This is a genomic window from Alishewanella sp. SMS8 (assembly GCF_030737935.1).
Lineage (GTDB): Bacteria > Pseudomonadota > Gammaproteobacteria > Enterobacterales > Alteromonadaceae > Alishewanella > Alishewanella maricola.
In genome coordinates this window covers 540,859-555,632 of sequence record NZ_JAPJEA010000001.1, presented here as the reverse complement: position 1 = coordinate 555,632, position 14,774 = coordinate 540,859, and the positions used below count along the sequence as shown (strand labels likewise).

General features: G+C 46.4%; 14 protein-coding genes. 10 read left to right on the top strand and 4 right to left on the bottom strand.

Features of this window, described 5'->3' with window-relative positions:
• Positions 1–8: 8 nt before the first annotated feature.
• The 3 genes from minE to minC are packed head-to-tail and all read right to left on the bottom strand — an operon-like array spanning position 9 to position 1,792.
• A complete protein-coding gene (gene minE / locus ORJ01_RS02455) occupies positions 9–269 on the bottom strand; it encodes a cell division topological specificity factor MinE (protein WP_226749891.1) in 261 nt (86 codons plus the stop codon).
• A gap of 3 nt (positions 270–272) precedes the next feature.
• Positions 273–1,082, bottom strand: a complete 810-nt coding sequence (gene minD / locus ORJ01_RS02450; protein WP_229585014.1) for a septum site-determining protein MinD — start codon at positions 1,080–1,082, stop codon at positions 273–275.
• Between the two features lie 11 nt (positions 1,083–1,093).
• The gene (gene minC / locus ORJ01_RS02445; RefSeq protein WP_306176861.1) at positions 1,094–1,792 is read right to left on the bottom strand and encodes a septum site-determining protein MinC; all 699 of its coding nucleotides are present in this window, start codon (positions 1,790–1,792) and stop codon (positions 1,094–1,096) included.
• A gap of 146 nt (positions 1,793–1,938) precedes the next feature.
• Here minC and ORJ01_RS02440 point away from each other — a divergent pair, with 146 nt between their 5' ends.
• The 9 genes from ORJ01_RS02440 (at position 1,939) to ORJ01_RS02400 (ending at position 12,120) form a co-directional block, all read left to right on the top strand.
• Positions 1,939–2,223: a YcgL domain-containing protein gene (locus tag ORJ01_RS02440; protein ID WP_306176860.1), complete on the top strand. Its 285-nt coding sequence runs from the start codon at positions 1,939–1,941 to the stop codon at positions 2,221–2,223.
• A gap of 11 nt (positions 2,224–2,234) precedes the next feature.
• The gene (locus ORJ01_RS02435; RefSeq protein WP_306176859.1) at positions 2,235–3,290 is read left to right on the top strand and encodes a lytic transglycosylase domain-containing protein; all 1,056 of its coding nucleotides are present in this window, start codon (positions 2,235–2,237) and stop codon (positions 3,288–3,290) included.
• A gap of 2 nt (positions 3,291–3,292) precedes the next feature.
• The gene (locus ORJ01_RS02430) at positions 3,293–3,955 is read left to right on the top strand and encodes a fumarylacetoacetate hydrolase family protein (protein ID WP_306176858.1); all 663 of its coding nucleotides are present in this window, start codon (positions 3,293–3,295) and stop codon (positions 3,953–3,955) included.
• Complete coding sequence (locus ORJ01_RS02425) at positions 3,956–4,450, top strand: YcgN family cysteine cluster protein (protein WP_226749897.1); 495 nt, start codon at positions 3,956–3,958, stop codon at positions 4,448–4,450.
• Positions 4,451–4,452: 2 nt separating this feature from the next.
• Entirely contained in the window at positions 4,453–5,106 is a 654-nt protein-coding gene (locus ORJ01_RS02420; RefSeq protein ID WP_226749898.1) for a mechanosensitive ion channel domain-containing protein, read from the top strand.
• A gap of 61 nt (positions 5,107–5,167) precedes the next feature.
• Positions 5,168–8,578 carry an AAA family ATPase gene (locus tag ORJ01_RS02415; RefSeq protein ID WP_306176857.1) on the top strand — a complete coding sequence of 1,137 codons (3,411 nt, stop codon included), beginning with the start codon at positions 5,168–5,170 and terminating at the stop codon, positions 8,576–8,578.
• A 21-nt stretch (positions 8,579–8,599) separates the two neighbouring features.
• On the top strand, positions 8,600–9,490 hold the full coding sequence (zipA, locus tag ORJ01_RS02410) for a cell division protein ZipA (protein WP_306176856.1): 891 nt from the start codon (positions 8,600–8,602) through the stop codon (positions 9,488–9,490).
• A gap of 66 nt (positions 9,491–9,556) precedes the next feature.
• Entirely contained in the window at positions 9,557–11,596 is a 2,040-nt protein-coding gene (ligA, locus tag ORJ01_RS02405; RefSeq protein ID WP_306176855.1) for an NAD-dependent DNA ligase LigA, read from the top strand.
• Between the two features lie 53 nt (positions 11,597–11,649).
• Complete coding sequence (locus ORJ01_RS02400; RefSeq protein ID WP_306176854.1) at positions 11,650–12,120, top strand: DUF2919 family protein; 471 nt, start codon at positions 11,650–11,652, stop codon at positions 12,118–12,120.
• Here ORJ01_RS02400 and ORJ01_RS02395 read toward each other — a convergent pair.
• On the bottom strand, positions 12,110–13,735 hold the full coding sequence (locus ORJ01_RS02395; protein ID WP_306176853.1) for a tetratricopeptide repeat-containing response regulator: 1,626 nt from the start codon (positions 13,733–13,735) through the stop codon (positions 12,110–12,112). The genes ORJ01_RS02400 and ORJ01_RS02395 overlap by 11 nt on opposite strands.
• 300 nt (positions 13,736–14,035) lie before the next feature.
• Between ORJ01_RS02395 and ORJ01_RS02390 the strand changes: the two genes are divergently transcribed.
• The gene (locus ORJ01_RS02390; protein WP_226749904.1) at positions 14,036–14,743 is read left to right on the top strand and encodes a DUF1499 domain-containing protein; all 708 of its coding nucleotides are present in this window, start codon (positions 14,036–14,038) and stop codon (positions 14,741–14,743) included.
• Positions 14,744–14,774: the final 31 nt, after the last annotated feature.

The following is a 14,774-nucleotide window of genomic DNA, read 5'->3' as shown; positions in this document are numbered from 1 at the left end:
AGCGCTGCTTAGCGCTTATCATCGGGGAAAGTAACGTTTAGCTCGAGTACTGACAGTTCATCACTGCGTTGTTCCAATGACACGGCAATTTGGTCTGCAGGGATATCGACATATTTACGAATGACTTCTAATATATCGCGTTCCATTTGCGGCAAGTAATCTGGGCCAGAGCGTCTTTTGCGCTCATGAGCCACAATGATTTGCAGGCGCTCTTTGGCCGTGCTGGCGGTATTTTTTTTAGTTGAACGAAAATAATCCAGTAGCGACATTAGTTATCCTCCAAAAATCCTTTTGATAAAGCCCTTTTTCTCAACGGTCAGAAAACGGAATGGCCGTGTTTCGCCAAGCAGGCGTTGTACGGTATCTAAATAAGCCTGACCAGCATCACTGTCTTTATCTAAAATAACGGGTTGCCCTGAGTTAGAGGCATTAAGCACCGCTTGAGATTCAGGGATCACGCCTATCAGTTCGATGGCTAAAATTTCTTTAACATCTTCAACGCTCAGCATTTCGCCTTTTAACACGCGCTCAGGATTGTAGCGGGTTAATAGCAAATGCTCTTTAATACCATCTTTACCATGCTCGGCGCGTTGTGATTTGCTGGAAAGCATACCGATAATGCGATCAGAATCGCGAACTGACGACACTTCAGGGTTGGTCACCACGACCGCTTCGTCGGCGAAATAAAGCGCCATCATTGCGCCTGATTCGATACCCGCTGGCGAGTCACAAATAATAAAATCAAAATCTTCAGATAATTCTTTCAGTACACGCTCAACACCATCACGGGTTAGGGCGTCTTTATCGCGCGTTTGTGATGCCGGTAAAATAAATAAATTTTCTACGCGTTTATCTTTAATCAGTGTTTGTTTTAAATTCGCTTCACCGTTGATAACGTTAACAAAATCATAAACAACCCGGCGTTCGCAGCCCATAATTAAATCGAGGTTACGCAAACCAATATCAAAATCAACAATGACGGTCTTTTTGCCAGCCAACGCTAAACCGGTACCAATCGCTGCGCTGGAGGTGGTTTTACCGACACCGCCTTTGCCCGATGTAACCACAATAATCTTTGCCATAGTGACGATCCTTACACTAATTCTGAAATGACTAAGCTCTCGTCCTGCCATTTAATGCAGGCCGGTTTGCCCCAAAATTCACCTTGCAGACTATCGCTAAGCCAGTAGTTTCCAGCTATCGACACTAATTCTGCCTGCATATTAAAACAATACACGCGTTTGCTATGATCACCATTAGCTCCCGCAATAGCTTTACCCCGAAGGGAGCCATAAATATGGATGTTGCCATCGGCAATCACTTCAGCGCCGGCGCCAACGGCACCTTTGATAATGAGATCTGCGCCTTTAGCATAAATTTGTTGGCCTGAACGAACGGTTTGTTCAACCACTTTGCTGTCCATGGTGCTCTGTGTTACTTGCGGTTGAACAGCTTTTTCAACGACGGCCGCAGCCGCTTTGACCTGCGCTTTACCGGCTTGTAGTACCGCTAAGCCCGCTTGTTGCGCTGCCGTTTTTTGCTCATTATTGGCACCGGTTACACCAACCAGTACTAAATTTAATTTGGTAAATACCTGTTTTAACGCAACAAAGTCAGGCTCATTCCGATTATCTTGTAGATTTAACACGATAGGCGCCTGATAAAAGAAGCCCGGTGCTTGGGCGAGTTTTTCAGCGAGAAGGGGCTCAAGAGTATGAATGCTTAGATCAGTACAATGTAACACGGACAAAGGGAACAAACTGCCCTTTAACTCTAAGGTGTGTTCAGACATAAAAATTCAGTGCTTTTGCTATTATTATTACTGCCATTGCAGCGTTATTATTTGCGTTACCGACAAGCGGCGCCATTACGCAAGACCTGAGCTTCATGTTATAGTCTTGCTATCTGTTAGGCAAGTTAGTGAAGTAGTTTTATTCTATGTTATGCGCCATTTATCGTAGCCTGCGTAAAGAAGGCACTTATCTGTATATTGAAAAGCGTGATGACTTCGAAAAGGTCCCCGCTTTATTACTGCAAAGCTTCGGAAAGCCGCAACTGGTTACCTTGCTCAATTTAGCTAAACGGGAACATTTAGCCCAAGTTGAAATCGAAAAGGTGAAAGCCGCTTTAACCGAGCAAGGCTACTATTTACAATTACCGCCCCCACCAGAAAATTTGCTGGCAGCACACAAAGCGTCAAACGCGTCTTCGCTGCAAAAATAAAGGAGAGAAGTATGACAGGATTAACATGGCGTCGCCTGACTACCGCCGCGGGCTTGTGGCTTTGCAGTTCAGTAGCATTGGCGAATACTGAGGTGGCTCAATCTGCCGAATTGGCTAAACCCGACTTTGCCAGCTACACCGCGGCCTTTAAAGCAGAAGCTGCAACTAAAGGTTATGATGCCGCTTTATTAGATGCCGTATTCTCCAGCCTGGAATTTCATGAGCGGGTGGTAAGCGCCGATCGCAGTCAACCTGAAGTGGTTGAAACGCTCAACACCTATTTACCGAAGCGGGTCAGTGAAATCCGCATTCGTATGGCGCGCGAGCGTTATCAACAATACCTACCGCAACTAGAACAAATAGGCCAACGCTATGGTGTACAGCCACGCTTTATTATCGCGCTTTGGGGGTTAGAAAGTAGCTTTGGCCGTTTTATGGGCACTTATTCCATTCCATCGGCTTTAGCCACCCTTGCCTATGAAGGGCGACGCGAAACCTTTTTTCGCCAAGAGTTTTATAATGCGCTAGATATTCTGGCCGAAGGCCATATCACGCTTGAAAACATGAAAGGATCTTGGGCTGGCGCCATGGGGCAAAGCCAATTTATGCCAAGCTCTTTTATGGCTTATGCCCAAGATGGGGATGGGGATGGTAAAAAAGATATTTGGACGAACGAGCTGGATGTTTTCGCTTCTATCGCCAATTATTTAAAAAACCAGGGTTGGGATAACAACAAAACCTGGGGGCGTGAAGTGTTACTGCCAGCCGATTTTGATCCGAGCCATGCCATTCAACGCGGCAGCTTAGCCCGTGCCGAGTGGTTAAAACGTTGGGATGCGTCTGAGCGCAGTGTGATGCAATGGCACAAACTGGGTGTCACCCGTTTAAATGGTAGCGCTTTACCAAAAAGTGAGCAGCCGGCGGCATTAATTATGCCTGACGGTGAAAAAGGCCGTGCCTTTTTGGCATACAGTAATTACAAAAGCTTAATGCACTGGAATCGTTCTTATTATTTTGTGACCAGTGTTGGCTATTTGGCCGATCTGATTGTGGCAGAGCAGGGCTAAACATGTATCAACATCTTACAATGGCCAACGTCGATATAGCCTTACCTGTGGGTAAGGTGGTGTGTATTGGTCAAAATTATCAAGACCATATCGCCGAAATGCAAAGTACCACCGCTCCTGAAGCCTTGTTTTTTATTAAACCGGCTACGGCGCTGGTGCCATTAGCACCGCAATTTAGTATCCCGCAGCAGCAAGGCGAGGTGCATAACGAGCTGGAAATCGCGGTGTTGATTAAAAGCCGATTATGCAAAGCCGATTATGCCACAGTCAATGATGCGATCTGGGGTTACGGTTTGGCTTTAGATTTGACGCTGCGCCAAGTGCAGGCCAAGTTGAAGCAACAAGGTCGTCCTTGGGAGATCGCCAAAGGTTTTGATGGTGCTTGTCCGCTAAGTGGTTTTGTTCCAAAAAACCAAGTGCAGCATCCGCAACAATTAGATTTTAGTTTATCGGTAAACCAGCAGCTGCGCCAACAAGGCAATAGCGCGAATATGATCCGTGGCATTAATCAATTAATCAGCGAAATGAGCCAGCATTTTACCTTGCTACCCGGCGATGTTGTTCTAACAGGTACGCCTGCAGGAGTAGGGGCATTGCAAGAAGGTGATGTTTTAACGCTAGAGCTCGCTGATTTTTTCTCGATAACAACGCAGGTAACCGCATAGATGGCTTTAACAGAGAATTTTTGGCAGCACAAACCGCTGGCTGAGATGAATAATGAAGAATGGGAAGCCTTGTGTGATGGCTGTGCTAAATGTTGTTTGAATAAGTTTATTGATGATGACGAAAGCGAAGGCCCTACTGCAGTGTTGCATCAAGATGAGCAAGTGCATTTTAGTAATATTGCCTGTCGCTATTTAAACAGTCATAAATGTGAATGTACTGAATACACGCAACGCACCGTGCTGGTGCCTGACTGTATCAAACTCACCAAAGATAATTTAAAAGATATTTTCTTTATGCCGACCAGTTGTGCCTATCGTCGTTTACATGAAGGCAGAGGCTTACCGTCTTGGCATCCGCTACTTAACGGCGGTAAAAAAAGCTTAATGCATAAAAAACAAATGTCGGTACGCAACAAAACCATCTCCGAAGATCAGGTCGATATGGACAAGTTCGAAGATTATATTGTTAGCTGGCCATTGAATGACTTGGATTAAGCATGAGTGTAGAGCAATCCATTATTGCTGAAAGCGACTTGCTGCAGCAATTAAGCGGCTATTTAAATCCAACCGTCATCCAGCTAGGGTTATCGGTTTTGACTGTGCTGGCTTATATTGTGATCAGTCGCCGCCTCGTGCCCGTTATTTACGGCTTACTAAAAGGCCGGCGGATGCGTCCGGACATGAATAAACGGGCATTGGTGGTTTTTCATATCTTATTGTTGTTAGTGTTGTTGGTGATGCTGAGCATCGTTTGGGGCGTCGACATTCGTGGCTTATTGGTGTTGGCTTCATCGATCATTGCGGTAGCCGGTGTCGCCTTATTCGCTTCATGGTCATTAATCAGTAACGTAACGGCTTTCTTTATCTTACTGGGGCAAAAAGACTTTGCTGAAGGCAGTAAGGTGCGCATTATTGATGGTAATAATGCGTTAGAGGGCGATATTGCAGAAATTCATTTATTCAATACGGTGCTGAAAACCAACGATAATGAGCGCATTATCTATCCAAATAACCTGATCATCTCGCGACCGGTGGTCATTGTGAGCGTTGCACCGGCTAAAAAGCGGCGTACCGTGGATGTCATGGCAAAAGCCGAACGTTGGCGACAGAAAAACCTACAAACGCGCCCAGTAAACCGAATTAGCAAGTGACAGTACTGTTGAATTTAGGTAGATTGAAAAAATCCAATGATTACAATAACGCAACGGCTGGATGCGCTTAAAACAGATTAAACTTGCCGGCTTTAAATCCTTTGTCGATCCGACCACTGTGCCGTTTCCTGAAGCGATGACAGCGGTGGTTGGGCCTAACGGCTGTGGTAAATCAAATGTTATTGATGCAGTACGCTGGGTGCTGGGCGAAAGCTCGGCCAAGAATCTGCGTGGCGATGCCATGACTGACGTTATTTTTAACGGTTCGGCCCAGCGTAAACCCGTTGCTCAAGCATCGGTAGAATTAGTCTTTGAAAACACACAAGGCCGCTTAGCCGGTCAAATGGCCGATCGCAGCGAAATTGCCATAAAGCGTTTGGTCACCCGCGATGCACAATCCAGCTACTTTTTAAACGGCAGTAAATGCCGTCGTCGTGATATTACCGATATCTTTTTAGGCACAGGGCTAGGCCCTCGTAGTTATGCCATTATTGAACAAGGTATGATCTCGCGGTTGATCGAATCCAAGCCGCAAGAGTTACGGGTGTTTATTGAAGAAGCGGCGGGGATTTCAAAATACAAAGAGCGGCGGCGCGAAACGGAGAATCGGATCCGGCATACGCGCGACAATTTAGATCGTTTAGCCGATGTGCGTGATGAATTAGCCAAAAATATCGATAAGTTAAAACGCCAAGCCACTACCGCTGAGCGTTACAAAGAACTGAAAGCGCAAGAGCGCAAATTAAAAGCTGAGGTGACAACCATTAAATGGTTAGCATTTAATCAGCAATTAACCGGCCTTGAGCAACAACTGGCGGCAGAAGAAACCGAGCTGCTTAAGTTTGAAACCAGCCAGCAAGGCGATCAGCGCATCTTAGTGCAACTAAAAGAGCAGGCGGTAGAGGCACGCACTTCGCAAGAGCGCTGTCAGCAGCAATATTATCAGCTTGGTGCCAGTATTAGTAAGTTAGAGCAGCAAATTGTTAATCAGCAACAGCAACAGCAGTTTTTGCAAAGCCAACTCCAACAAAAACAAGACAGCTTGCAACAATTTAGCCAACATCAACAGGCTGATCAGCAGCTATTAGACGATTACACGGCGCAACTGACGCAATTTGAGCCACAGATAGCGCTGTTAGAGGATCAGTTAGCCGAAGTTGACGAGCAGTTATTGTTGGCTTCCCAAGCGTTACAGCTGCAACAACGACGCTTTGAACACTGGCAAGAGCAGCGTTTTAGTTTACGCCAGCAACAGCAGCAATTAACAATGCAATTACAGCATCTCGCCCAGCAGCAACAGCATGTTTCAGCACAATTGCAGCGGCAGCAAGCACAGCTCGAGGCTATTGACGAGCAAGTATTAAGCTTGGAGTTAGCCCAGTTAACCGAACAAGAAACCTTATTGGCTGCTGCCGTTACTCAAAGCAGTGCGCAACTCGAAACGTTGCAAAATACCTTAGCTCTTGCAGCCGAACAACGTGAGCAAACACAGCAGCAGCTGCAGCAACTGCAAAATCAATGGCAGCTGGTGCATAATGAAGCTCAGCGACTCACGGCGATCCAGCAGTCTTTACCGAGCTCAGCACAGCATGTTTTACAACAGCTGGAAATAGTCGAGGGTTGGGCGCTCGCTGTAGCCTTTGCCTTAGGCGAGTTACAACATGCTCAAATTGGCTGTGCTGCTCAGAGTGAAGTGCAAACCTATTTAGACGCTGCAGCGCAAAGTGCAGCGCCCGGTACGTTAGCCGCCCAAGTGCTTAGCGGCCCTTATCCTGAAAGCTTTCAACATATTTTAGTTGCAGAGTCGTTGGCGCAGGCCAAAGTGATGCAAACCCAATTAGCTGCAGGGCAATCTGTGATTTGCCCGCAAGGGATCTGGCTGGGACAAAACTGGGGGCAATTACCCAGCGCCAATGCGGCCGACAGTGCTTTACTGCGCCAAGAGCGTTTACAACAATTAATAGCTGAACAGCAAAAATTAACTGCTGCACTATCCGTTGCTGAGGCAACGGCTCATGCCGCGAAACAGCGCTGGCAAGACACGCAAAGCCAATTCACAGCGATACAGCAGCAATTAGAGCAGCAAAAAACCGCTTGGCAGCAACAGCAAACCGCTGTGCAGTTAAAACAACAAGCTTTAGCACAGCGACAACAACAACGGCAGCAACTCGTTGAAACCATCGGCGCACTTCAGGATGAGCTGGTGCTACTTGCAGCCAGCAGCGAGCCTTTGCGCGATCAACAAGAGGTGGTTGCTGAGCAATTAAGTGAGCAACAAGCTGAGCAAATAGAGTTTGAGCAGGCCGAGCAACAGGCTCGGCAGCAAGAAAGTCATTTACGTGGGCAAAGTGTGCGGTTACGCCAACAATTACTAGAACAACAAATGCAACAAACGCTTTGTCAGCGTCAGCAGCAAAGTCTTGCCCAGAACCTCAATCGTGCCCAAGAGCAACAGCTACAATTACAATCGCAAATTGATGAGTTAACCACACAACTGCAGCAACAAGCCGATCCAAGCGAACTGTTACAAGCACAGTTGCAGGAAAATTTAGGCTTGCATGTGGATGCTGAGCAGGCTTTGCAACAGGCGAATGAGCATTTATCGACGATTGAGCAACAAATTCGTGCCCTAGAGCAAGGTCAATCAGGTATAGTGCACTTAGTTGCGCAACAGCAAAAGAAACTGGAGTCGTTGCGCTTAGATGCTGAGGGTTACCGAGTTCGTGCTAACAATATGTTGGAACTCTTACGAGAACAACAGGTCATCTTAAAAAGTGTGTTAGCGGATTTACCGGCAGACGCGCAAGAGTCAGTATGGCAGCAGCAACTGGATAAAACCGTAGATGCGGTATCCCGACTTGGCGCAATTAATTTAGCCGCGATAGAGGAATATCAGCAACAAGCTGAGCGCAAGCAGTATTTAGATGAACAACATGCCGATTTAATTGCGGCACTCGATACGCTGGAAACAGCGATGCGAAAAATTGATCGGGAAACACGGCAACGCTTTAAAGAGACCTTTGAGCAGGTTAACCAAGGGTTGCAGCAATTGTTTCCTAAAGTCTTTGGTGGCGGTAGCGCTTACTTAGATTTAACCGATGAAGACTTACTGGAAACCGGTGTGAGTATCATGGCGCGACCACCGGGTAAAAAAAACAGTACAATTCATTTATTATCCGGTGGTGAAAAAGCGTTAACCGCTTTATCATTAGTATTTTCAATATTCAGGCTTAATCCTGCGCCATTTTGCATGCTGGATGAGGTCGATGCACCATTAGACGATGCCAATGTGGGGCGGTTTTGTAATTTGGTGCGCGAGATGTCTGAAACGGTACAATTTATCTACATCAGCCACAATAAAATTGCGATGGAAATGGCCGCGCAATTAATGGGGGTAACTATGCAGGAACCCGGCGTCTCTCGAGTGGTGGCGGTTGATGTAGACGATGCTGTCAAGCTGGCAGTAGCCTAAGAACAGTGAAAGGTATAAGAAATGGCTAGCGACTTGCGTATGGTTTTAATTATTTTAGGTGCCTTAGTATTGGGCGGCTTATTTTTACATGGCTTATGGACGGTGCGTAAAAACAGCTCGAAAACGCAACACCGTTATCATCCAGAAGAAAATACCAAGGATGACACAGCTGAAGGTTTTGATGAATTAGGCGTTGGCCCTGTTCGGGTGGTTAAAGGGGCGACAACGGCTAAAAAGCCGGTAGAGTTAAAGCGTTTTAATACGCCTCGATCAGAGCTCAAACCGCAGAGTCGGCCCATTGATGTGCAGCGACCAGTAGAGCAAAACGATTTATTTAGTGAGCCAAAAGAGCCGAGTTTAAATTTTTCAGCCATAGAGCAACTAGAGCCGAGCTTATCCGCTGTCGATGACTTTGATTACGAGAACGAGGTTGCGACAGACAGCGCTCACAGCAGTAGCAGTGCCAGCGAGTCTGAAGCGTCGTCATCAGAAGTGTTGATTTTGTACGTGCTGTTACCCGAAAATAAAGAGATCCAAGGCCAAGAATTGCTGTCAGCCTTAACGCCTTTAGGTTTTAAATACGGTGATATGGATATATTCCATCGTCATCAAGACAGTGCCGGTAATGGCGAAGTATTATTTAGTCTAGCTAATATGTTTAATCCTGGGACCTTTGCCTTGGATAAAATGGAACAACTGTCGACCCGTGGCCTAAGTTTATTTATGACCTTGCCAGGGCCAGGTGAGCCATTGCAAAACTTTAATTTAATGAATAACGCTGCGAAAAAATTAGCAGAAGAATTTGGTGGTCAGGTGTTAGATGGTCAACGTAGTGTCTTAACAGTACAAACGGTACGACACTATGTTGAACGGATCCGTGAGTTCCAACGGCAGCGTTTGATCCATCGTTAAGTTAATATCTAATATCCTAACGGCAGGTAATTACCTGCCGTTTTTCGTCGAGAGTTAGGCCCGCTTATGAAACCAACAGCTGAACAGCAATGCGCTGCTATCCGCCAACAACTGGCAGACTATAATTATCAATATTATGTGCTGGATGCGCCGACTGTCCCTGATGCGGAATATGATCGTCTGTATCGTGAGCTGCAACAGCTAGAGCAACAGTTCCCTGAATTTATTACCCAAGACTCACCGACACAGCGGGTGGGCGGTGCCCCCTTGGCGAAGTTTTCGCAGGTACAGCATCGCTTACCGATGTTATCTTTAGACAATGCTTTTGCTGCAGAAGATCTGAGCGCTTTTACCAAGCGCATGCGAGACAGGCTAGATCTCAGCGGTGAGTTTAGCTTTTGTTGTGAGCCAAAACTGGATGGTTTAGCGGTGAGTATTCGCTACGAAAACGGTCAATTAGTCCAAGCAGCAACACGCGGAGATGGTTACACCGGCGAGGATATTACTAGCAATATCAGAACCATTAGAGCCATTCCATTACAGCTAAAAGGCGAGTCGATCCCAGCAGTGCTTGAAGTGCGGGGTGAGGTGTTTATGCCGCTTGCGGGTTTTGCCCGCTTAAATGAGCAGGCACGGCAACGCGGTGATAAGTTATTTGCCAACCCACGTAATGCCGCTGCAGGCAGCCTACGCCAGTTAGATCCGGCCATCACTGCCACTCGACCACTGATGTTTTACGCCTATGCCGTAGGCCAAGTTGACGATCCGACTGAGCTGTTAGATAGTGCCTGTCACTATCAGCGTTTGCAGCAATTAAAACAGTGGGGCTTACCGGTCTGTCCTGAAATTCAGTTAGTGACGGGTGAGTCGGCGGTGCTGGATTATTATCAGCAGATCTTAACGCGACGTGCCGAGTTGGCTTATGAAATTGATGGCGTGGTGATTAAAGTCAGTAACTTAGCGCAGCAACAGGCTTTGGGTTTTGTTGCGCGAGCACCGCGCTGGGCCATTGCATTTAAATTTCCAGCCCAAGAAATGCTAACAACCTTACTTGATGTTGATTTTCAAGTTGGCCGCACTGGTGCCATTACGCCTGTTGCCAGACTTGAACCGGTGTCGGTGGGCGGCGTTACCGTCAGTAATGCGACCTTGCATAATCAGGATGAGATTAACCGTCTTGGTGTGCAAATCGGTGACAAAGTGATTATTCGCCGGGCGGGAGATGTGATCCCACAAATTGTGGGTGTGGTTTTAGAGCAGCGGCCTGAGCATACTGTGCCGGTGCAATTCCCCAGTCGTTGTCCAGTTTGTCAGGCGCATATCGAACGGGTCAGTGGTGAAGCCGTGGCACGTTGTAGCGGCGGTTTAAGTTGTCAGGCACAGCTTAAAGAATCGTTAAAGCACTTTGTGTCGCGCAAAGCGCTGGATATTGACGGTCTTGGCGATAAGCTCGTGGAACAATTAGTCGATCATGCACTGGTGAAAGCACCAGCCGATATTTTTGCCTTAGATATGCCGTCTTTGCTGGGGTTAGAGCGGATGGCCGAAAAGTCAGCATTAAAGCTGTTGCAGGCGATTAAGCAGGCTAAAGCCACAACCCTAACACGTTTTATTTATGCCTTAGGCATTCGTGAAGTCGGTGAGGCGACTGCGCTAAATTTAGCCACGCACTTTGCATCCTTAGATGCCTTAGCGCAAGCGAGCAACGAGCAATTATTGGCGGTCAGTGATGTCGGTTCAGTAGTGGCAGAGCATCTGGGCCATTTCTTTGCTGAGCCACATAATCAGGCCGTAGTCGCCGATTTGCTGGCCCAAGGTGTGCACTGGCCTGCTATGAGTAAAGTTGCAGCAACGGAGCAGCCCTTAGCGGGGCAAACCGTGGTGCTGACTGGAACCTTACAAAGCATGGGCCGCGATGAAGCAAAAGCGTTATTGCAACGTTTAGGTGCCAAGGTCTCGGGCTCGGTTTCTGCCAAAACGCATGCGGTGGTTGCGGGAGACAATGCCGGCTCGAAATTGGTTAAAGCCAATGAGCTCAATGTGCCCGTGTGGGATGAAGCTGATATGCTGCAATTGTTTCAGCAAAATGGGCTTGTCGATGCGTAATCTTTATTTGCAGTGTGGGCAGTAATAGCGATGTTGTGTTGGCGAGCATGCTGATGAAAGAGTGGCCATTGTTAGATAAATACGGCTTAGTCCCCATACCAATGCGTTTATATTGGTTACTGATTTTATTGTTGCGGCCATATCTAAGTTGGGTCTTGGTATTAACCGTACCTGCGCAGCAAAAAGACATGTTGAAACTCTTTTATCCGCAGCAGCAAGATTTTCTGATCGCTTGCTTATTGGCGTTACCCGTTTTACTGATTGTTGCCGCCTTGTCGCAGCGCAGTGATAAACGTCATGCCGGCTGGCGGCATGTCTGGCGTTATGGTTTACCCATTTTACTGCTTTGTTGTTGTGCTGATCTGGCCTATACGCTTTATGATCTGCCAGACGATGCCATTTTAGATGCCCCATGGCGTTTGTTTACCTTAGTAGGGCTTGGGCTAGGCTTTGGCTGGCTGTGTCGCTCGCGTACCTTACCAGAGGTGTTTCGGGAGTGGCCGTTACCGGTAACTAAAGATTAGCGGCTGGTTTCAGTTTATGTTTAAGCTGATCATAGCGTTGTTGCTGATCGGGTTTTAGCATCGCTTGCTCAATAATTCGCTGGCACTGACGTAATAACTTATTTTGTTCTTTGATTGGGCACAACGGCCGCGGTGAAGTCAGAATGGTTTGCCACAAGTTTAACGCAATACCCGCATTTTTAGGCATTACTTGATGAGCTAATGAGAACGCGGCAAATGCTTGCTCCCAATGTCCACGTTGATATAACTGCACCGCACTGTTGTTGAGTTCGCGTGGGCCCAGTTGCATTTGTTTGCGTTCAGCTTTTTCTTGTTGCAGATAAGCATTTAACATCGGATCCGCTTGGTTTTTCAGACAATAATCACTTATCTGTTCAAATAAATGTTCAGCATTTTCAGTTAAGCCTACTTCATGCATCGCTTTGGCTTTATCGAGCGCATCTTCTAATGACTGAATGGGCGTATCGACTTTTAAACCCCGCAGTAAGGCTTTGGCCTTTTCTTTATTATCTTGTAAATAATGCAACCGCGCTTGAATGATATGTTGCTGCTCAGACAGTTCATGCTTATTAAACTGTTTTTGTAAACTGAGTAAGCTCTGGGTAGCTTGGCGATTTAAGCGCACGTTCTGTTCTTCATCTTCGCTGCTCAGCGCGAAATCAATGCTGGCTCTGGCCAAATTAAGATATAAGTCTGGCTGTTCGAAAATTGAAAACCGTGCAAATTTAACCATGTCTTTCGCCGCACGGTATTGCGATTCATAATCATGATTTAAACGCGACATATGGAATAGCTTTTGTTGGCGTAATAAATTGCGTGGTGCTAAATCGGCGGCATCAATTAGATGCTGTTGCGCTTCTTGATAACGTTTTTGTTTAAACTCTAATTCGGCAAGCAAATCTAAAGCAAATAAGCGGCTGTCTGAACGCATCAGCATCGCTTCTAACTCACTAAAAGCCTGCGACTCTTTATCCAGTTTTAAATAGCAACGCACCAAGCCCATGCGTGCCCAGTTAAAAGGTTGGATCGCCAGCATCGCTTGAAAGTACTGCTCGGCCTCTTTATAACGCGCCAAGTTTAATAATATATCGCCCTTGAGCTTTAATAATAACGGAAACCACTTGCGCTGATTGGCATCAGATAGTTGCTCATCAATAAAGCTTAAAGCGGCATCATGGTTTTGCGCATCTAATAATTTATAAAGTTGGCGAAGCTGTTCTTTACGTTTTAAGACCCGCTCGATACGCACCTGCAAGTCTTTTATGGCAAAAGGTTTTGCCAAAAATTCGTCGGGTTGCAGTTCGATAACACTGTGCACAAGGGTAGGATCGGTTTCAGCACTGATAAAAATGACACCGGTGGTGTATTTTTGTAAGCCATTAAATTTGAGTTCTTCGTAGAGCTGGTAACCGTCTTTGCCTTCACCTTGGTTGTAAGAGCAAATAATCAGATCGTAATGATTTTCTCGACACAGGGTAAGGGCAAGTTGCGGCCGATCGGCCACCGTTATATCTTGATAGCTCAACTTTTCTAACGCATAGCGTAAATAGCTCTGTGACAAGGCTTGTTCGTCAATAATCAGAATTCGTTCATCGCGTTCTAGCGAGCTATCCATCGTTGGCAATAATCCTAAAAGTTACTCAAGTACACTATAGCAACTTTTTTGCACAGAATAACTGCTTAGTCGCAATTATTCATCGCATATTTTGCTGATTTTAAGAGCTTTTTAGTTAAGCCGCTTTGCGCTGGCACAAGCCTAGGCTTTGCCACATCGCGTTTGGCGCAAAGTGGCTAAAAACGTCTTTTACCGATTAAAGCCTAAGTTTATAAGATTAACATAAGTCCAGATACGATCCCTGCTAGTATTAACTGCTGGTATTTCATCGACAGCTAAAACAATAATAGGATACACAGTATGAACATTTTAGTGATTTTGGTCAGTTTCGTTGCCTTTTTAATGGTAGTGTTGCCTGGCCTGTTGTACAAATATGGCCTTTTTGCACTGAGCACCGCTTTTGCTGGTCTGCGTTATGGCGTTTATGTGGGAGGTGCAGCCTTAGTACTGTTATTAGTGTACTTAGTGCTGAAACGTAAAAATAGTAATTGGGGTTTAGCCGCGGCTTCAGCTTTGTTGGCTATATTTGCGGTGGCAGTGCCCGTCAGTTTATTAAATAAAGCGCGTTCAGTACCACCTATTCATGATATTTCGACCGACTTAGTCAATCCACCTGAGTTTATTGCCATTGCCCCGTTGCGGGCAGATGCCCCCAACCCGGTCGCGTATGCTGGCGAAGAAACGGCCGAGCAGCAACGTGTTGCCTATCCTGAGCTGGCGACCCAGCAATATTCCCAAAGCCTTGAGCAAGTGTTTGCTGCAGCCGAAGCTGCAGTGAAAAGCTACGGCATGGAAATCGTCAATGTTGACCGCGCAGCCGGTATTATCGAAGCGACACACACCACGGCATGGTTCGGCTTTAAAGATGATGTGATTATTCGCGTGGTGGATAACGGCGAGATGCGCTTATTGGATATTCGCAGTAAATCACGCGTCGGCAGAAGTGATGTCGGTAAAAATGCTGAACGTATTAACAGCTTGATTAGCAGTATCAATAGCGCCTTATAATCTTTAAAACGTAAGTGTAATAAGGCGAAAG